23 protein-coding genes are annotated in these 19191 nt (G+C 43.4%); 14 read left to right on the forward strand and 9 right to left on the reverse strand.

Annotated features, from left to right (window positions below):
• Positions 1-171: 171 nt before the first annotated feature.
• Positions 172-333: a hypothetical protein gene (locus F6K38_RS00405; protein ID WP_287311918.1), complete on the forward strand. Its 162-nt coding sequence runs from the start codon at positions 172-174 to the stop codon at positions 331-333.
• Here F6K38_RS00405 and F6K38_RS00410 read toward each other — a convergent pair.
• The gene (locus F6K38_RS00410) at positions 299-3784 is read right to left on the reverse strand and encodes a WD40 domain-containing protein (protein WP_502709560.1); all 3486 of its coding nucleotides are present in this window, start codon (positions 3782-3784) and stop codon (positions 299-301) included. The two genes, F6K38_RS00405 and F6K38_RS00410, sit on opposite strands and share 35 nt — an antisense overlap.
• Before the next feature lie 551 nt (positions 3785-4335).
• Complete coding sequence (locus F6K38_RS00415; protein WP_287251348.1) at positions 4336-4509, reverse strand: hypothetical protein; 174 nt, start codon at positions 4507-4509, stop codon at positions 4336-4338.
• Positions 4510-4757: 248 nt separating this feature from the next.
• On the opposite strand from F6K38_RS00415, the gene F6K38_RS00420 reads away from it, so the two are divergent.
• The 5 genes from F6K38_RS00420 (at position 4758) to F6K38_RS00440 (ending at position 7949) form a co-directional block, all read left to right on the forward strand.
• A complete protein-coding gene (locus tag F6K38_RS00420; RefSeq protein WP_008181031.1) occupies positions 4758-5291 on the forward strand; it encodes a helix-turn-helix transcriptional regulator in 534 nt (177 codons plus the stop codon).
• A 199-nt stretch (positions 5292-5490) separates the two neighbouring features.
• Positions 5491-5640 carry a hypothetical protein gene (locus F6K38_RS00425; RefSeq protein ID WP_287355887.1) on the forward strand — a complete coding sequence of 50 codons (150 nt, stop codon included), beginning with the start codon at positions 5491-5493 and terminating at the stop codon, positions 5638-5640.
• A gap of 91 nt (positions 5641-5731) precedes the next feature.
• Positions 5732-6199 carry a helix-turn-helix domain-containing protein gene (locus tag F6K38_RS00430; RefSeq protein ID WP_008181033.1) on the forward strand — a complete coding sequence of 156 codons (468 nt, stop codon included), beginning with the start codon at positions 5732-5734 and terminating at the stop codon, positions 6197-6199.
• 67 nt (positions 6200-6266) lie between these two features.
• Positions 6267-7184, forward strand: a complete 918-nt coding sequence (locus F6K38_RS00435; protein ID WP_008181035.1) for a nucleotidyltransferase domain-containing protein — start codon at positions 6267-6269, stop codon at positions 7182-7184.
• Between the two features lie 6 nt (positions 7185-7190).
• On the forward strand, positions 7191-7949 hold the full coding sequence (locus F6K38_RS00440; RefSeq protein WP_008181036.1) for a nucleotidyltransferase domain-containing protein: 759 nt from the start codon (positions 7191-7193) through the stop codon (positions 7947-7949).
• Positions 7950-7954: 5 nt separating this feature from the next.
• Here the strand turns inward: F6K38_RS00440 and F6K38_RS00445 are convergent, their stop codons facing one another.
• Positions 7955-8095, reverse strand: coding sequence for a hypothetical protein (locus F6K38_RS00445; RefSeq protein ID WP_154659706.1), 141 nt, complete (start codon positions 8093-8095; stop codon positions 7955-7957).
• Here F6K38_RS00445 and F6K38_RS00450 point away from each other — a divergent pair.
• Positions 8094-8708: a hypothetical protein gene (locus F6K38_RS00450; RefSeq protein ID WP_008181038.1), complete on the forward strand. Its 615-nt coding sequence runs from the start codon at positions 8094-8096 to the stop codon at positions 8706-8708. The genes F6K38_RS00445 and F6K38_RS00450 overlap by 2 nt on opposite strands.
• 124 nt (positions 8709-8832) lie before the next feature.
• Here the strand turns inward: F6K38_RS00450 and F6K38_RS00455 are convergent, their stop codons facing one another.
• A complete protein-coding gene (locus F6K38_RS00455) occupies positions 8833-9018 on the reverse strand; it encodes a hypothetical protein (protein WP_287355888.1) in 186 nt (61 codons plus the stop codon).
• On the opposite strand from F6K38_RS00455, the gene F6K38_RS00460 reads away from it, so the two are divergent.
• A complete protein-coding gene (locus F6K38_RS00460; RefSeq protein WP_008181039.1) occupies positions 8999-9574 on the forward strand; it encodes a Uma2 family endonuclease in 576 nt (191 codons plus the stop codon). The genes F6K38_RS00455 and F6K38_RS00460 overlap by 20 nt on opposite strands.
• 131 nt (positions 9575-9705) lie before the next feature.
• Positions 9706-10473: an SDR family NAD(P)-dependent oxidoreductase gene (locus tag F6K38_RS00465; protein WP_008181041.1), complete on the forward strand. Its 768-nt coding sequence runs from the start codon at positions 9706-9708 to the stop codon at positions 10471-10473.
• 266 nt (positions 10474-10739) lie between these two features.
• On the opposite strand, the gene F6K38_RS00470 is transcribed toward F6K38_RS00465, so the two are convergent.
• Entirely contained in the window at positions 10740-10970 is a 231-nt protein-coding gene (locus F6K38_RS00470) for a hypothetical protein (protein ID WP_008181043.1), read from the reverse strand.
• A 288-nt stretch (positions 10971-11258) separates the two neighbouring features.
• Here F6K38_RS00470 and gcvT point away from each other — a divergent pair, with 288 nt between their 5' ends.
• The gene (gene gcvT, locus F6K38_RS00475) at positions 11259-12416 is read left to right on the forward strand and encodes a glycine cleavage system aminomethyltransferase GcvT (protein ID WP_008181046.1); all 1158 of its coding nucleotides are present in this window, start codon (positions 11259-11261) and stop codon (positions 12414-12416) included.
• A 100-nt stretch (positions 12417-12516) separates the two neighbouring features.
• Here the strand turns inward: gcvT and F6K38_RS00480 are convergent, their stop codons facing one another.
• Together F6K38_RS00480 and F6K38_RS00485 are read right to left on the reverse strand one after the other, a co-directional pair.
• Complete coding sequence (locus tag F6K38_RS00480; RefSeq protein ID WP_008181048.1) at positions 12517-12957, reverse strand: DUF4079 domain-containing protein; 441 nt, start codon at positions 12955-12957, stop codon at positions 12517-12519.
• Between the two features lie 339 nt (positions 12958-13296).
• Positions 13297-13683, reverse strand: a complete 387-nt coding sequence (locus F6K38_RS00485) for a DUF1830 domain-containing protein (RefSeq protein ID WP_044492458.1) — start codon at positions 13681-13683, stop codon at positions 13297-13299.
• Positions 13684-14142: 459 nt separating this feature from the next.
• Between F6K38_RS00485 and F6K38_RS00490 the strand changes: the two genes are divergently transcribed.
• The 3 genes from F6K38_RS00490 to F6K38_RS00500 are packed head-to-tail and all read left to right on the forward strand — an operon-like array spanning position 14143 to position 17315.
• Entirely contained in the window at positions 14143-14289 is a 147-nt protein-coding gene (locus tag F6K38_RS00490; RefSeq protein WP_154659707.1) for a hypothetical protein, read from the forward strand.
• A gap of 32 nt (positions 14290-14321) precedes the next feature.
• The gene (locus F6K38_RS00495; RefSeq protein ID WP_287355890.1) at positions 14322-15905 is read left to right on the forward strand and encodes a photosystem II high light acclimation radical SAM protein; all 1584 of its coding nucleotides are present in this window, start codon (positions 14322-14324) and stop codon (positions 15903-15905) included.
• A gap of 57 nt (positions 15906-15962) precedes the next feature.
• The gene (locus F6K38_RS00500; RefSeq protein ID WP_008181053.1) at positions 15963-17315 is read left to right on the forward strand and encodes a DICT sensory domain-containing protein; all 1353 of its coding nucleotides are present in this window, start codon (positions 15963-15965) and stop codon (positions 17313-17315) included.
• On the opposite strand, the gene F6K38_RS00505 is transcribed toward F6K38_RS00500, so the two are convergent.
• Entirely contained in the window at positions 17243-17590 is a 348-nt protein-coding gene (locus tag F6K38_RS00505; protein WP_287247955.1) for a hypothetical protein, read from the reverse strand. The two genes, F6K38_RS00500 and F6K38_RS00505, sit on opposite strands and share 73 nt — an antisense overlap.
• 13 nt (positions 17591-17603) lie before the next feature.
• Between F6K38_RS00505 and F6K38_RS00510 the strand changes: the two genes are divergently transcribed.
• The gene (locus F6K38_RS00510; protein WP_008181057.1) at positions 17604-18239 is read left to right on the forward strand and encodes a pentapeptide repeat-containing protein; all 636 of its coding nucleotides are present in this window, start codon (positions 17604-17606) and stop codon (positions 18237-18239) included.
• On the opposite strand, the gene F6K38_RS00515 is transcribed toward F6K38_RS00510, so the two are convergent.
• A complete protein-coding gene (locus F6K38_RS00515) occupies positions 18210-18449 on the reverse strand; it encodes a hypothetical protein (protein ID WP_202799165.1) in 240 nt (79 codons plus the stop codon). The two genes, F6K38_RS00510 and F6K38_RS00515, sit on opposite strands and share 30 nt — an antisense overlap.
• Positions 18450-19191: the final 742 nt, after the last annotated feature.

The raw sequence follows: 19191 nt of genomic DNA on the forward strand, positions 1-19191 counted from the left end.
AAGGCAGAAGCCAGATGGCAGAAGCCAGAAGCCAGATGGCAGTTCCCGACTTTTGGTGGGCAGTGCAAACCCAATGCTATGGCTAGTCAGTGAATCTAACGGATGCACTGCCCACCCTACATGAATTCCCGACTTTTGGTGGGCAGTGCTTAGCAATGCTATGGCTAGTCAGTGAATCTAACGGATGCACTGCCCACCCTACATCTGTTCCCTACTGTTCCCGACTCCATTATTAAGCAACGCCCCCGACTCCCGATTCCCGACTCCCGACTCCCAACTCCCGACTTCTGCAACAAGTCTAATCAACTGCTCCCAAGGCTTTCAGGGAGGTAATAGTTGCTTTTGTTAAACCAGTAACACCGGCGATATTCATCCCCTCATAGGGTCTAGGCACTCTCAGGGTTTTGATACATTGACCCTTCTCGATATCCCAAAACTTAATTGTGCCATCGTTGCTGCTACTGGCTAGCATTAAACCATCTCGACTGAAAGCAACAGACCATACCACATTAGTATGTCCATGGAGAGTTTTTAAACATTCACCTGTCTGAACATCCCAGAGCTTACAGGTTTTATCATAACTACCACTAGCGATCAGTTTACCATTAGGGTTGAACGCCACTGAGCGTAATCGATGGGTGTGTCCACGCAAAGTGTTGAGACATTCACCAGTGCCAACATCCCAGAGCCTAACAGTGTGGTCTTCACAGCCACTAGCGAGAATTCTGCCATCTCCACTAAAGACAACGGACTTGATGATATTCCGGTGTCCCTGCAAAGTACTCAAACAGTCACCGGTGCTAATATCCCAGAGTTTAACGGTTTGGTCTTCACAGCCACTAGCAACCATTGTGCCATCTGGACTGAAAGCCACTGACCAGATCAAACTCGTGTGTCCTAATAAGGTCTGGAAACACTCACCGGTGCTAATATCCCAGAGTCTTACCTTATCGTCATTATGACCACTGGCTAAGATTTCTCCATTGGGACTAAAGGCGACTGAAAGTACCCACTTGGGTCCGTGGAAGGTGTTGAGACATTCACCAGTGCTAATATCCCAGAGTCTGAGGGTTTGGTCTTTAGAGCCACTGACTAATATTGCACCATCTCGACTGAAGGCAACAGAAAATATCAAATTGGTATGTCCTCGTAAGGTATCGAGGCATTCACCGGTACCAACATCCCAAAGTCTTACGGTTTGGTCTTCACTGCCACTGGCGAGGGTTGTCCCATCTGGACTAAAAGCAATAGACCATACGCCATTGGTATATCCTCGAAACGTGTTGAGGCATTGACCAGTGTTAATATTCCATAGCCTTACGGTTTGGTCATCACTACCACTTGCTAAGGTTACCCCATCTGGACTAAAAGCAATAGACCATACGCCATTGGTATGTCCGTACAACTTATTCAGGCATTCACCGGTGCTAAGATTCCATAGCCTTACGGTTTTGTCATCACTACTACTGGCGAGAGTGGTTCCATCTTTACTAAAGCCAATTGACCGTATGCTTTTTGTATGTCCCCGCAGCATCTTAATGCATTCACTGGTGCTAAGATTCCATAGCCTTACGGTTTTGTCATCACTACTACTGGCGAGGGTGGTGCCATCGGGGCTGAAAGCCACTGACCTGACCTGCTGAGAGTGTCCTTGTAAGGTGCTGAGGCATTCACCTGTATCAGAGTCCCAGAGTTTGATAGTTTTATCTTCACAGCCACTGGCGAGAATGGCACCATCGGGACTACAAGCTACGGCTCTTACGGTTTGGGAGTGCTCTGACAAGATGTTCAAGCATTCACCAGTACTAACATCCCAGATTCTAACGGTTTTATCGCCACTGCCACTAGCAACAATTGTGCCATCTCCACTGACAGCAACTGACCATATTCTACTCCTATGTCCTCGCAAGGTGTGGAGGCATTGACTGGTAGCAATATCCCAGAGCCTGACGGTTTGATCTTCAGAGCTACTAGCCAAAATCTGAGTATCTTCACTGTTACCATCATCTAGCCTAGTAAAGGCCAAAGACCATACCCAACTGGTGTGTCCCTTCAAGGTTAAACGGTATTGACTATCAGCAATTTGCCACAAATGAATCTTGCCCATGCTATCACCTGCAGCGAAAAGCTTGCCATCAGGGCTAAATGATACTGACAAAATACTACCAAAAGGTTGAGTAAAAACTGATTTAGCGATGGTAGCATTAGCGAAGTTTACATCTAGCAACTCTACCCCCTGAAGGTAAGCTTGCAAAATAGTGAGATTAGAAAAATCATAACCCCTTAAATCAGTTTTAAGTTGGCAGAGCAGATTAAGGATATTACCGGCTGCATAGCCTACCCTTGGCCCCAAGTTTTCTCTTATTTTCGAAAGACTATTATTTAGAGTTTCCTCAAGACAACTTTGACTACTCAAACTAGCGATTAGCTGATCGATTAATGGTTTGAGGAGCAGACGGGATTGACTTTCCCGAATGTACTGTTTTGCCAAAGCCTTCAGCAAACAATGAGAATTAAACAGAGCTATTTTATCGGTGAGTATTTCCTGACTAACCTTGTCAATGACTTTCTCAGTCATGTACTCGATCAGCACAGGTTGCAGGGTAAAGCCTGCTGAACTTTTTTCCAAAGGTAAACGTCTTTGCAGGGATTGCAGTGTTACTGGTAAATGTTGTTTAGCCACTGGTGAGAGGATATCCTCTCGGAGTTGGGCAAGGGAAACAGCTTCCCGATTAATTGCCAACCAGTACAGAATTTCCTGTTCGTAGTCTGACAAGTGCTCAAAGTGCCAGGTTAACACTTCACGAAAGTCATCGAAGACTGGTTTTCCTTCTGTTAAAAAGTCGCCAATATTACCCAAAAATACTTCATCAATATGCTTGGCAACAATTTCTAGGGATAAAGGATTACCGTTGTAAAATTCAATCAGTTCTTGCCATTGCTGATCTGAACCAGAGAACGAGGCAATGGAATTAAAGATTTTCTTGCCATCTGAAACTTCAAAACCGCTTAATTCCAGGCAACGAACCGGTCGTGTTTTGCCTTCAAGTCTGGCAATGGCGTGGGGCTTCTCTCGGCTGGTGATCAACAAGCAGCTTTGATGGGAGACTTCTCCAATTTTTCGGAACAGTTGCTCATACTCCTCATATCCTTCTCGATATTGCCCAGCCTTGTCACCACCTTGTATAATTGACTCTACATTATCCAGGATTAGCAAACAGCGATGCTCACGCAAATAGTGAAGTAGTCGTGATAGTTGAGCATCTATGGTGTCTGGTAAATTGCTTTCTACCTGGTTGGAGAGAAATTTGATCAGCTCTTCGAGAATTTTTATAATGGGAGGAGCATTAAGTAGCGTACGCCAAATGACGTACTCAAACTCATCCTGAATGCCATGATCTAGCTTGAGGGACTGATCAGTTTTGCCAATTCCACCCTTACCTAGCTTCAAAGAGAGTCCAGTTTTGCCAATTCCACCCATTCCTAAAATTGCCACCACTCGGCAACGATCCTGGAGAATCCATTGCACTAAGGTAGCCAATTCTTCGGTACGTCCAAAGAAAACTGGCACATCCGGCGCTGCTGACCAATCTACTCGATTTGAGGGGATTTTAGTGGTTGTCTTCTGGATTGAGGACTTAGGGAGGCTGTTCTCAATCACATATTCCCAGTTAAGTCCTAAAACTTGGCAAAATACCTGGAAAACTTGGGCATTAATCGGCTTTCCTTGCAAGAAGCGTTTCCAAGTAGCTAGGGAGACACCAGGAGCATAGATTTCTTGCAACCCATACTCGGAGGATGCCCAGTCGATATCTGGATTTAAGATCTTACTCGCCTCGACCAGCCATCTGTGATCCTCTATCGTCCATCCCTTTCGGTTTCGATACTGTTTAATTGTTAGTCTTCCCTGTCGAGACGCTTGTAAAGATGGCAAAATCTCACCTCAGCTATAGGATTTACAAATAGGTCATGAACAATCTTGATGATTTCTCATAACATCAAAAACTCTTTGGAGCTCTTTCCTACTGTTCCCTGTTCCCTGAGCCGAAGTTACCTGTTTCGACGGGTCCGCTGTTTACATCTCAAATAAAAATGCTATATTCAAATCGAAGCAAAACCTAAGCTCAAGGGAATCGCAGGTCAACTCTGGCAAACACCCTTAGGCATATTCCAGGTCTAAGAGGGTATTTTAAAGATGTTGGATCCGACTCGAAAGGCCCCCCTAACCCCCCAAAGCAAGGGGGTAAGTTAGTACAAAGTCCCTAAGATTTGGGATTATGATGGCTTATTACCAACATTTGGTACTTCTCAAACATCCTCGCGACCCAGAGAATCTTAATGCGCTACGGGCACCCTAGGCGATGAAGCGTTCGCTTCCGCGTGGCCTACGGCCTCAGCTTCCGCGCTTGTGCAATCGGAGCCTCTGTCAGTAGACATACTGCCAAAGTCAGTCACAATATCCCACCAACACTTAGGTGCGCAAGACCCATTAAGAATTAAATTCGCCACTGGTCGCACCTCAGGAAACCTCTTCACAATCCTGTTCACAATGCTTTGCTACTTGATGTTTTAATAATTCAAATTAGAGCCAGCTGAGAGCTCAAAATTATTATACTTTATTATACAAATTGTCAAGTGCCAATTTTGGATCATCTGTTGTGATCACGAGGTGATCCAAACCTGATCCAAAACTGTGTCTAGCACAGCCTGGGCAAATCCGGAATTCTGGATAATGTGTAATTCAGGTTTAAGTAGTCATGGCACAAACAAGGTCAGAACCCCCATTACTGATCCAAGCAATCCTTGAGGGGTTTGTGGATGGGGTGCTGATTCTAACTACTAACCAAGATTGGTTTCATGCCAATGAGTGTGGACGTCGAATGTGTTCTAAAATCACTCAAGGTAGGTCACAGATAAATTCTATCCCTGACCCAATTTGGCGAGTTTGCGAATCATTAATTGATAGTCGTGAGTGGTTTTGCGATCGCAAACTAATTATCGAAGCTGAAATTCAAGTGGATAAGTCAGTTAACTTTCGGGTTAGGGTTAGATGGTTAACGTTAGAGTTATCTCCAGAACCTTACCTCTTAGTAACCCTAGAAGATCAAAATCAATCTTATCAAATTTCCGCTAGCACTGATGCTCTAAAATATGGCTTAACGCCCCGGGAAGAGCAAATATGGTCACTTAAAAAAGCCAACTTTACTTACCGAGAAATTGCCCAGCAGCTATTTATCAGCATCAATACGGTTAAGAAGCACCTAAAAAATATTTACGCTAAACAAAAATAATGATAGGCATCACCATTATTATATAGCAATACTTGTTTGATGGACTTTATTAATTGGTTTTATGGAGTAGGTATTGGTAGAAAATAAATTTAAATTTGTTCAGGTTTTTAATTTATAATTCAACGAATAAAGTTATGACTATATAGCGTTGATTGCAGTTATGAGGTACAGTCTTTTTTGACGTTGATTCCCTGTTTTGATGCAGCGCATTCCTATTCCCTATTCCCTGTTCTCTCTTCCCTGTTCCCTGTTCCCTGTTCCCTGTTCCCTGTTCCCTGTTCCCTGTTCCCTGTTCCCTGTTCCCTGTTCCCTGTTCCCTGTTCCCTGTTCCCTGTTCCCTGTTCCCTAAAATCCCGAAATTTTGTACCTCATAGCTATGATAATTGCTATAAGTTTACTTAAAAAAATTAATAATTTAAAAAATATGGGATAAAAACTCTATGTCAAATCAAGAAAACCGAAAGTTGGATAAGTGGATTAATAGTAATCCAGATTCAAGAGAATTAAAAAGAGCGCTAGCTGTAAAATTTGCCATACAAGGCTGGAAATATCAAGCAATATCCGAATCATTAAATGTATCAAAGAGCTTCATTAGTAAGTGGAAAAAAAAATTTAATTCAGCGGGTGTAGAAGGATTAAAATTATCTTACAAAGGGGGTAAAGGCTATTTAAATAAACAAGAAAAAAAAGAAGTTATCACTTGGATAAAAAAACGATATAGATGTAACTTTGAGCAATTAGAGGGTTATTTAATTGAAGAATATAATGTAGTTTTTAAATCCCCAACTAGCTATTATAAATTACTTTCTGAAGCCAGGATGAGTTGGGAAGAATCAAAAAAAAATAATCCTTATAAAGATCCAGATTTATTGGATAAAATACTGAATCGTATTTACAATCAAGCCTAGTTTTACATCTTACTTAAGAATGCTATAATATTTTAATATTAGGGTTTATACAAAAAACTTATAACAAATGAATCCTCACTTAATCTTGCCAGTCGGTACCCAAGTGGTAACTCGTGTGGCTGCTAAAAACTCTGCGGGTGAAACATTATGTGTACAAGGAGCAGTCGGTGTAATAGTCAAGGCACCAACAGATGATTCCCATGCCTATCGGGTGCGTTTGCCTGATGATAGGGAAGTTACCCTACGTCGCCATGAATTTAGTATTCGTAAACACTTCCAAAAAGAAGGGTTACAGCTCTCGGAAGACTTACTCACAGAGTTAAATTTATATGATCATGTTATCTACCGCTGTGTAGTAGGGTCGAGAGCATTTGGTCTCGATGATGAAAACTCTGATATAGACAGACGGGGTATTTACCTGCCACCAGCTGTGGTTCACTGGTCACTGTATGGGATTCCGGAACAGTTAGAAAAGCACGAGACTCAGGAGTGCTACTGGGAGCTTCAAAAGTTTATCATTTTGGCACTGAAGGCTAATCCAAATGTGTTGGAATGTCTCTACACACCACTAGTGGAAACAGCCACTCCTATAGCAGAGGAATTGCTAGCTATTCGAGATATTTTTCTGTCTAAGTTGGTTTACCAAACCTATAATGGGTATGTGATGTCCCAATTTAAAAAAATGGAGCAAGATTTTCGGACTAAAGGAGCAGTTCGATTAAAACATGCTATGCACTTAATCCGTTTATTGCTCTCAGGGATCACAGTCTTGAAAGAGGGGTTTGTACCAGTGAAAGTTGAGGAGTATCGGCAACAACTCCTAGCCATCCGTCGGGATGAAATGCCATGGGAGGAGGTTACGGCTTGGCGATTGAGTTTACATCAAGAGTTTGATGCTGCTTTTGCTAACACCAATTTGCCAGAACGTCCGGATTATGAAGCAGCTAATGGGTTTTTGATTAAAGCACGTCAAAGTATGGTTTAGTTATATATGAATTTAAACCAAAAACTACTATCTGTAATTTATACTCAACCCCATCCACTGTTATTCGCTACCCTCAGTGGAGCGCATTTGTATGGTTTCCCTTCACCAGATTCTGATTATGATTTGCGTGGTAGTCACATTCTGCCAGTACAGAAAGTTATAGGACTAGAGCCGGGACCGGAAACGATTGAAGTTTCGGAAATTCGGGATTCCATAGAACTGGATCTAGTCACTCACGATATCAAAAAGTTCTTTGAGATGCTGCTGAAAAAGAATGGTTATGTCTTAGAGCAGCTGTACTCACCCCTAGTGATTCATACTACACCGGAGCATGAGGAATTAAAAGCGATCGCAAAACAATGCATTACTTGCTACCATGCCCATCACTATCTAGGATTTTCCCGAACTCAATGGAAACTGTTTCAAAAGATGAGTCCATGTCGGGTCAAACCTTTGCTTTATGTCTATCGGGCGCTGTTGACTGGTATCCATTTAATGAAAACTGGCGAAATAGAAGCTAACTTGGTTAAGCTCAATCAGGTGTTCCAGTTACCTTATATTCCAGATTTAATTGCTCGAAAGCTAGCAGGAGCAGAAAAGTCTGTATTGGAAGATACAAATATTGAATTTCATGAGGGAGAATATAGTCGTCTACAGAGTCAATTAGAGGAAGCTTCTGAGTCTAGTTGGTTACCAAAAGCACCATCAGCTAAGGATGCTTTGAATGATTTGCTCTGTAGATTGAGGATGGCAAATTTAAATTGAAATTGCTATATAGCAAAGGGAACATCGGATCTGGGAACAGGAAACAGGGAACAGGGAACAGGGAACAGGGAGTAGGGAGTAGGGAGTAGGGAGCAGGGAATAAAATTTATAGGAAACTCTATAATAACTATTCGCAATTGTGACATGAGATTAAAAGGATTAGCAATTCCTAGTGTTATGGTTGCTCTGCTTGTGCTTGGTTGTGCTAGTGAAAGCCCAGCAGATAAAACCCAGCCTCGGAACGTAGCAGGGGATTGTAGCGAACGCCAATGTCAGGAAGTTTTAGCTGACCTTGGCGATAGTTTTCCTGAACAAATAGCTGAATGGGAAAGGGAGTGTAGTGATAGCAAACATTTAAGTTTAAAGGTTTTTCAGAATCAAGGACAACCCCAGCGAGTCAGCTTTTTTTGTTGGGATAAACCTATAGGAAATGGCAGTCGCACTGGTACATGGTTAGGGGTTTTGCCCTTAGTAGCCAATGATTCTACGTTTGTGAAGCCATTAGTTTGCTCTACTTCTGACCAACAGTGCCAGAAAGTATTGCCTCAATTACGAACAAAGGCTCCAGAGCTAGTCCAGAAAGCAGAATTTAAATGCGCGACTAAACAGGGGTCTCTATTTTTGAGAGTTTCTGAGCAGGAAATCGATATTATATGCGGTTTTTTCGCGACCTCTGTTTGGGATGATAATGGCGATGGTTTAGTGGATAATGAAGACCCAGTTAGTGTTGATATTTCAGTGGGTACTTTTAAACCCTAAGGTAAGCGGTCAGCGGTCAGTGTTCAGTGGTCAGTGGTCAGCCGTTGGCCTTTGGCTGATAGCTGATAGCTGATAGCTGATAGCTGATAGCTGATAGCTGATAGCTGATAGCTGATAGCTTACGCTAATTTAGTATAATTTCAAAAAATACTCCCAGCTCTTTACTACGATTCCCGATTCCCGATTCCCGATTCCCGATTCCCGATTCCCGATTCCCGATTCCCGATTCCCGATTCCCGATTCCCGATTCCCGATTCCCTATCTCCCCGAAATTGCTATAATTATCAATTATGACTGCTCTTATTCTCAACTTAGCTCCCACGATTAAACTAACAGATGAACAGTTCTTCCAACTCTGTCAGGACAATAAAGATTTACGTCTTGAGAGTACCAGCAAGGGAGAACTAATTATCATGGCACCAACGGGATGGAAAAGCGGAAACCGGAATAGCCGACTGACGCAACGTTTGGGTAATTGGGCTGATAGTGATGGAACCGGATTAGTGTTTGATTCTTCAACGGGCTTTACGCTTTCTAATGGTGCCAATCGTTCTCCTGATGCCTCCTGGGTAAGGGTAGAAAGATTAGAAGCACTTAATCGGGATCCTGATAAATTATTACCAATGGCTCCTGATTTTGTGGCGGAACTCCGCTCTGTTAATGACAACCTGAAGACGTTGCGGGAAAAGATGCAAGAGTACATGGACTGTGGTGTACGTCTAGGTTGGTTAATTGACCCTCAAAATCAACAGGTAGCAATTTATCGCCCTGGGCAGGATAGGGAGGTTTTGGAATCCCCGAGCAGCTTGTCAGGAGAGGATGTGTTGTCTGGATTCGTGCTAGATTTATCACAAATTTTGAGCTAATGTTGTTTGTTAAGATAAACCTTAAAATTATCTCCGGATAATTACCCTTAATAAAAATCTCTCCTATGTCCCTAAACTTCCCAAACTTCTCCTACTCCCTACTGTCTACTCCCTGCGCGGAGCCCTAATAAATGTCTATAGATGGAATTAACAATGCCAATGCCTTAATTATCGGTTCCAGCGGAGGTATTGGTCTGGCTTTTGTCAAACAATTGCTGCAAGATGAAACGTTTACCAAGATTTATGGCAGTTATCGTAACCGTGATTCTAGTTCGGAATTAATTGGGCTTGAAAACAACTATCCTAATCGATTAGTTTGTCTATCGATGGATATTACCGACGAGTTGCAAGTATCTGAAGCTGTCAAACAAATCAGTGTAGAGATAGACAAACTCCACTTAGTGATTAATTGTGTTGGATTGCTTCATGACGGCAGCTTACAACCAGAAAAAAGCCTGAAACAGATTAATTCAGAACACTTGATCCGTTACTTCCAGGTGAACAGTATTGGAGCAGTGCTGCTGGCTAAACATTTATTACCATTATTCCGTCATAGCGATCGCAGTATTTTTGCTAGCATTTCTGCCAAAATTGGCAGTATTGGTGATAACCAACTGGGAGGATGGTATGGCTATCGAGCATCGAAAGCAGCCTTAAATATGTTTATGCGAACAGTGGCAATTGAATACAGTAGAAAAAGTCCTCAAACTATCGTTGTTACCTTGCATCCTGGTACAACCAATACGCGCCTTTCTAAACCCTTTCAAAAAAATGTACCTGCTGATAAGTTATTCCCAGTAGAGCGTACTGTTACTCAACTACTGGCGGTGATCGAAAAGCTGGATAAAGGGGATAGTGGACAGTTTTTCTCCTGGGATGGAAGCGAGTTACCTTGGTAAACTACTGTAAGCTATCAGCTATGAGCTATCAGCTATGAGCTATCAGCTATGAGCTATCAGTTATCAGCTTTTGAATAAAACAGGTAAGGATTAGTTTAATAGTCACGAAAGTCTTTTGAATAAAACAGGTAAGGATTAGTTTAATCTGAGGAAAAAGGTTGATTTTAAGCTGACCACTGACCACTGACCGCTGACCGCTGACCGCTGACCGCACCTCAAGTAGCGCATATGCTTACATAAAAACTTAATTCAGTCTTGATAACTGACTAGTTTGAGTCGTCTTTGGCCACCTTATCTCTGGGAAAACCGGATATCAATCCGCTTTCAATCATCAAACCAATCCCGGCATTAATCACAACTAAGCTTAAGGTTCCTAACCAAAACCAAGGCTCTCCTTCAATTCTTTTAGAAACGGCTTCTCCAAATAAGCATAAACCTAAGGGAAAAAGCAGAACTCCAACTTGAGATTTGATATACCAAATTACTTTCTTGTTCATATTAGTGGGATAGTCTTTACCAAGATAATATAGTACCTTAACAGTGATAAATTTAAAAGGGGCGTATTTACTAACTGTTTAGCAACTGTTGTTAAAAAAACGCGAAATTGTAACGGGCAAGATGCCCATTCCACATTGTGCTACACGGCCAAGATGCCCATTCTACATTGTGCTAAACGGGCAAGATGCCCATTCCACATTGTGCTACGCACACGCTACGGGAACGCATCTGATAATAGCAGATAGATGGTACACTAACCTGATAACTGAACACCATTATTAAAACCCGTGGCCAATTCCCCAGGATCTCCAGAGTCCCAATCCGAAACCCCTAAACTGGCTCGCACTCCCCTCTTTGACCAGGTGGTAGCACAAAATGCCCGCTTGACAGCTTTTGCCGGTTGGGAAATGCCAGTACAATTTAGCGGATTGAAAAAAGAACATGCTGCAGTACGAACTGCTGTCGGAATTTTCGACATCTCCCATATGGGTAAGTTTGCTTTTAATGGTAAGCAACTACGGGAGCAATTGCAGTCTCTAGTGCCTTCGGATTTAACCCGCTTGCAACCGGGTCAAGCTCAATACACGGTGTTGTTAAATCCGAATGGTGGAATCATTGATGACATTATCTTCTACTACCAAGGTGAGGAGGAGTCTGGGGAGCAGCGGGGGATGATGATTGTTAATGGAGCAACCTGCACCAAAGACAAAGACTGGTTGTTAGCTCACCTGGATGCTGACTCAGTTACCTTACAAGACCTCTCAACATCAAAAGTCTTGATTGCAGTACAGGGACCATTGGCAATATCACATCTTCAGCCATTTGTCAAAGAAGCCTTAGCACCAGTCAAAGCATTTGGACATCTAGAGGCAACGGTGTTGGGGAAACCGGCATTTATTGCTAGAACCGGTTACACAGGGGAAGACGGATTTGAGCTGATGCTAGACCCAGATGTCGGCATAGAGCTGTGGCACAAACTTTTAGAGTCTGGTGTCACTCCCTGTGGTTTAGGTGCCAGAGATACCTTGCGCCTAGAAGCGGCTATGGCACTCTACGGACAAGATATTGATGATACCACGACACCCTTAGAAGCTGGGTTAGGTTGGCTAGTGCATCTTGATAGCAAAGGAGACTTCATCGGACGCTCGGTGCTAGAGCAACAAAAAGCAACGGGGATCGAGCGCAAGCTAGTTGGGATCCAGATGCAAGGAAGGCAGATTGCTCGCCATGGTTACCCAGTCCTAGCTGATGGTGAGGTGGTAGGAGTTGTTACTAGTGGTACATTAGCACCAACCTTAGGAAATGCGATCGCACTAGCCTATGTTCCCAGAAAGTTGGGCAAAGTTGGACAGCAGCTGGAAGTAGAAATCCGGGGTAAATCCTATCCCGCCGTTGTGGTCAAAAAGCCTTTTTATCGCTCTCAAAATCGTCCATCGGCAAAGTAAAGCTATCCATCCCTGACAGATAACTTTAAAGTTTAAAGTTAAAAGTTTAAACTTTAAACTTTCGATAAATTTAAAATCGAAACTAACAATTAACAAATGACTAATGCCTAATATATTTCTGCACAACTTCCCAACCAGTAAGGGAAACCCAGGTAAATCCCACTAGCAAAGCAATGTTAGTAGCAACGTGAACAGCCCTTGCTAAGGGTTCTTGAGGGCTAATTTGGGTAGCACTAAAGGCTGAGAGTAATACCAGTGCTACCACAGACCATCCAGCTATTAAGTGGGCTGAATGGCCTAGATGACCGTAATGGCCGATGGTACCTACTAAACCAATCCCCAGCAGAACCAAGACTAGAGCGACCATGATCCAACCAATGATGTAGTGCAGAGGGCGTAACCAAGTCGGTCGTGGACGTCCAGAGTGACGTTGAGAAAACACAATGCTGCCGGTGATTGCCAGGAGTACATAGGCAAAGAGGGATAAACCCATAGACCAAGCAGCAATTTTCCAGAGCCAGAGAAAAGAAGGCAGATTCACAGGGTGATGGAGTGATGGGGTGATGGGGTGATGGGGTGATGGAACAGAATCTCAAGATCTGTTCTTGTTCACTTTTGAATTACCCTTGCTATGGTTACAGACCAAGTGACAAGTTACAAGTCTAGCACTATAGCCTATTTAGCTTGAACTCTCAACCTACCTGACAAGGGACGCCTGGGCAAGAACAACCTTCAACCTTCAACCTTCAACCAAACAACCTTCAACCTTCAACCAAACAACCTTCAACCTTCAACCAAACAACCTTCAACCAAACAACCTTCAACCAATGAAAAAGGGGTTGCTCCTGTTGTAAGCAACCCCAACGTATAGAGATAGTAACTAGACCGCGCTAACCAGGGTAGGCAATTTTTCAGTGAACACTCTTTGACTATCAACTGTTTCTGGATGTGGCTTGATATCGGCAGGTTGGGCTGATTCGGCGGAAACAGGATAGCCATAAGCATTACCACTTTGGCTAACCAATAAGCGGTCACAAGGGATAGTATCTGAGAGAATGGCACTTGCCATCATCCCTGTATGTATTTCTAGAAGAGCCTGTGGCGGTGCTTCAAAAACTAAGCGCTGCCCTGGGAAAACAACTCTTTCAAAGTACCAGTTAGGTATATTCGTTATTCTAGCAATCTGGATCTGGCTAGTGGCGTTCACATAGCAGCACAGAACGGAATCTTGGCTATCTGAAGGAATAGGATCAAAAATTTGTGTCATATCTATTAATTCTCTAAAGGTTAATTTATTACAAACACCAAGGTAGCATTTATGATCCCGGCGAGCTGTAAACATGGCTACTAATTATTGAAGTCTACCTCAGCCTATCACCGACAAAACCGCGTCAGTATGCTAATTATTGGTATTATTTAGGATTATTTGCTTTTTTTAGCGATATTCAGTATAAATCAGGTCTAATGCTCATTCTATAAAGCCTATTATAGTACTTTACTCTATTAGATGACTTGATGCTGATTTTTGATCCCTATAGACAAAACTACCATAAGGTTGAGGTAAATCCCTAATTTTGGTAAAGTTAAGATATGTAAAAACCAATTTCATAATTGTTGCCCACCCTTGGTAGCTTCTGCCCGCCGTAGTCTCAAAGTAGAGAAAATGGCGGTAGATAAATCTGTCTATAACTCTGGGTATAGATCTGGCTTGAAATCTTGAGCTTAATTGGCCTTTTGGCCTTTCGGCCACGCTACGCGAACGGCCACGCTACGCGAACGGCCACGCTACGCGATGGGCTTTGCCCGCGCCAAAGGCGATCGGAATTGGTCAAGAATAACCCAAACTAACCTTACTGATAAAAAAAACTTATAATAACAAAAAAACATTACTATAAACAGTTACCAATGGAACAGAAAATACTATATGTTCGCCTTCCGTGTAATCCAATCTTTCCGATCGGGGTGGTTTATTTAGCTGACCATGTTCATAAACAGTTCCCGGGTGTAGAACAGCGCATTTTTGACTTGGGAACTGTACCTCCCCTAGACTTTGGCAGCGCCTTGGATACTGAGATAGACCAATTTAAACCAACCCTGTTGGTATTTTCCTGGCGCGACATTCAAATTTATGCTCCAGTGGGTGGTAGGGGTGGTAACCCGCTCCAAAATGCCTTCGAGTTTTACTATGCTGGCAATCCCTTGGTGAAATTACGGGGAGCGCTGGGGGGTCTGCGTTTAGCGGCGTCTTACTATGGGGAACTGTGGGGTAACTTGGGGTTAATCAAACAAGGACTCAAACGGGCTAAACGATATAACCCAGACGCTCGCTTGATTGTGGGGGGTGGAGCAGTTAGTGTATTCTATGAGCAGTTGGAAAATAAACTGCCAACTGGAAGCATCGTTTCCGTTGGAGAAGGGGAAACCTTACTCACGAAAATTCTCCGGGGTCAGGACTTCGATGATCAGCGCTGTTATGTGGTAGGGCAAGCTAAGCCACGCGATCGCATGATCCATGAATCTCCCACTCCCATTGAAAAAATTGCTTGCAACTACGACTATATTCAAAGCATCTGGCCCAGCTTTGATTATTACTTCCAACAGAACGACTTTTACATTGGAGTTCAAACCAAGCGTGGGTGTCCCCATAACTGCTGCTACTGTATCTATACGGTTGTAGAAGGCAAACAGGTACGGATTAACCCGGCAGATGAAGTGGTCGCAGAAATGCGCCAACTCTATGACCGAGGCATCCGCAAGTTCTGGTTCACTGATGCTCAGTTCATTCCTGCCAAAAAATTCATTGGTGATGCGGTTGAACTGTTGCAGAAAATCCTTGATGCTGGAATGAGCGACATTAACTGGGCAGCATACATTCGGGCAGACAATCTTACCCCAGAATTATGCGACCTGATGGTAAAAACCGGGATGAATTACTTTGAAATCGGGATTACCAGTGGTTCTCAGGAACTGGTGCGGAAAATGCGCATGGGCTATAACCTACGCACCGTACTACAAAACTGTCGTGATTTAAAAGCAGCTGGCTTCAATGACCTAGTTTCCGTCAACTATTCTTTCAATGTGATCGATGAAACCTTTGATACCATTCGTCAGACTATTGCCTATCACCGGGAACTAGAGCAAATATTTGGTAGGGATAAAGTTGAACCAGCTATCTTCTTCATTGGTCTACAACCCCATACCCATTTAGAACAGTACGCCTTTGACAAAACTATCCTCAATCGGGACTATGATCCCATGAGTCTGATGCCCTGGACAGCTAAGAAACTCCTATGGAATCCCGAACCCCTAGGGTCTTTCTTTGGTGAAGTTTGTCTGGAAGCTTGGCGGCAAAATTCCAATGATTTTGGCCGTGAAGTGATGAAAATCCTTGAAGAAAGACTAGGAGTCGCTCCATTAGAAGCAGCCCTCACTGCCCCAATAGTAGCAAATAAACGCCAAGAAAAACAACTGGTCAGTTTAAGTAAATAGAAAGGTGAAATGGCAAAATTTAATTAACAAAATTTAATTAACAATTTTTTAGTAACCATGCGCTCAGGTTCGATATTACAAAAACTAGAACAAGCCCATCGCGGCACCAAAAAACCTTTAAGCTTTGGAGTTTATTACAAAAATACCTTAGTATCGCTGTGCCATGCCCTAGAAGACTTTATCCTAGAGTCCGACAGTGCTCCACTAATGATTACGGCCTTCCAGCGGGGCCAATGGTATCTTGAGGAAGCTGAACGCTACGGCGATATAGCGGTAAAATCATCTCAGGTGGTAATCCTAGCAGCACCAGATACTGGCTTTGCTGAACATCCCACCAGCCAGCGGTCGAATGTTGCCCTAGTTAGTTTAGATTCCTCCGATCCTGTAGCTCAAGAGTGGCACTTGATTATTATTTCCGAGACATACACAGCAATGGTGTTATGTCAAGAATTATCTGAGTCGGATTATGGCACTCAAGGACTGCCAGAGCAAGACCGAGAGCGCAAATTCTACGGATTCTGGACATTTGAGCCAGACTTGGTCAGGGAGACAGTGGAGTTTGCGATCGCTCACATTGGTAAATATAAGCCAGACTTGCAAGCCAGCTTAACTGCACAACTTCAACAGATTATCGAAAGCACCAAGCCACGAGACTATATTGGGGCAGTGGTGAATCGGGTCGTGAACTATCTTCAGAAGGGTCAACAAGAGTTACCTTCCCATACCTCCCCTAGCCATGTTCAGGTGTTAGACGATAACCTGGTTTCTAATGAAATGCAGGCTTTCTTGCGTATGGCCCAGCTAATTGACCAAGCGGATGCTGTCAATCCCAATGCTGGCGCTGAGGTAAAAACCTTGTGTGAGACTATCGGGCAGTTGCTGGATTTACCAGCATGGCAACTGAAACGTTTAAGTCTGGCAGCACTCTTGCACCGTCTATCCCCCTTGCAGGGGGTTAACATAGAACTACCCCCTAAGTCAGCTGCTCAGAAAGACGTAATCGAGAAGCAGGAATCTCTTCCGAGGGGATCGGTGTTACGGATTATGCCTCGATTACAGGCTGTCGCTAACATTATTACCCATCAAACCGAATCCTGGGATGGTTCAGGACAACCGGATGGCTTAGCTTACGATAATATTCCCTTGGAATCGAGGATTTTGAGGCTGATGGCCTATTTTCAGCAGCAACTCAATACCCATGAATCTGAGGAGGATGCTCTGTCTATTGCCCTAAGAAGCTGTCAGGCATTGTCAGGGGAAGCGTTTGACCCTAAACTGGTGGAAACCCTGGGACTGATAGTGATGGGAATGCAGCAGGGTATGAGTTTGCAGGCTAATCAGCCTAAAATTGCTTCAGGAATGTGGTTGCTTGATTCCTTATCTGAGGAAAGAGTAACGGTTGAAGGATGAAGGAAGAAAAGTTGAAGGTTATATGGTTGAAGGTTGAAGGTTGTTCGCGTAGCGTGGCCTTTTGGCCAAGGTTGAAGGTTGAAGGTTGAAGGTTGAAGGTTGTTCGCGTAGCGTGGCCTTTTGGCCAAGGTTGAGGGTTGAAGGTTATTGGGTTGAAGGTTATTGGGTTGTTCGCGTAGCGTGGCCTTTTGGCCAAGGTTGTTCTTGCCCAGGGGTCCGGTGTAGGGTAGGGTGAAGGATGAACAGTTGAACGCGTAGCGTGGCCTTTTGGCCAAGGTTATCTGGTTGATGGAAATTGAAGCAATTCGGGCGGGGAAAGTAAAGCAACTGCCAGGAGCAGATTTGGAAGATGAGGATCTTTCCGGTAGCCAATTGGAAAAAATTAATCTTGCTGGTGCAACACTTGTGGGGGTAAATTTCTCTGGCTCTAATTTGAATGGTGCTCGTCTCGATGGTGCTAACTTAATTGGTGCCAAACTCGAATCTGCTGACTTGCGGGGGAATTTGCTAGGAGCTAATTTGATGCAGGCGGATTTGAGTGGTGCGGACTTGCGGGGTGGTAATCTCCGAGGCGCTAATTTGATGGGGGCTAAGTTGAGTCAGGCTTCCTTTACCGGTGCTTTTTTAAGTGGTGCCAATTTGATGGGGGTGAATTTGCAAGGGGTAGATTTGCGAGGGGCAGATTTGCGAGGAGCTAATCTTAATAGTGCCAATTTGAAGGGAGCCGATTTGTCTCAGGCAGATTTACAAGGGGCAACCTTAAGTGAAGCAAATCTGGAAGAGGCCGATCTCCGTGGAGCTAATCTATCTGGTAGTAATCTCAGTGGGGCGAATTTGCTTTGTGCTGAGATGGATGGGGCTTCTTTGAGTGGTGTTAATTTGGATCGAGCTTGTTTAGTGGGAACCTGTGTGCCTGAGAAATAATTGGCAATAGTGGGTAATCGATTGGGGTCTTTCGTGAATGGCAAGGGGGGACATGATTTCTAAATTTCCTTGATAGTAGGTCAGCCGCACTTGTCGCTTTTCCCCAATTTCCTCAAGAATTGTTTCAAAGTCTTGCCATTTAAGGTTATCTATAGTAATGACACTACCGGGTGTGAGTTGGATAGCTTTGATGGGTATATTGACACTCACCGCCCTGGAAGGACGGGGATTCTTGCTTCCACGGGGTGACTTGTTTAACCAGGCCGGAGCCAGGAAAAATAGAGGTCTCCTCTCCACAAGCGTATTTGGTCTTTGACCTAGGTTTCGGTGTGCCCCACCGTACCTTTATGTTTATCTATTTAACTAGATACTTTTTTATCTAAATTCTTCATAGACATTTAAGTCGTTAGACCCAATTACGCAATATGTACGCTCTACATATTTTTTACGTTGCCTACTTATGTTTAGATAGTATCTAGCTGGTACAAAAGTCTATTGCTTATAATTTTAGAATAGCACATCTAGTGTAAACTTTCAATACGAAGTCTAAAAGAAAAGCCGTCCTATAAGGACGGGGCTTTAAACCCAATAATTTTGGTAACGGTCATGGTTTTTGCTCAACTTTACCAATGCTAACCAGTCGGTAAGTTTAATCCTAGAACAAATTAGTTTAGTAGGGTACGTTATTAATTCACCCTAGTGGCGTGGCATACCTTAAATGTTGCTTTAGAAAAATACCATAATCTACTTTTAACAAGGGTTTAGCAGAAAAAACTATTGCACTATTTTAGCTGTGCCACGCCACTAGAGGTAATGCACCCTAAAGGTAGTGTTACTGCGTAAGTCCTGTAACCTTAGCCAAAAGGCCACGGGTGCGCGTTCAACCCTATAACCTTGGCCTTTGGCCACGCGTTCACATTCAACCTTCAATCTTCAACCAAATAACCTTCAA

Origin of the sequence: Moorena sp. SIO3B2 (assembly GCF_010692525.1) — a bacterium.
In the GTDB taxonomy this organism is placed as follows: domain Bacteria; phylum Cyanobacteriota; class Cyanobacteriia; order Cyanobacteriales; family Coleofasciculaceae; genus Moorena; species Moorena producens.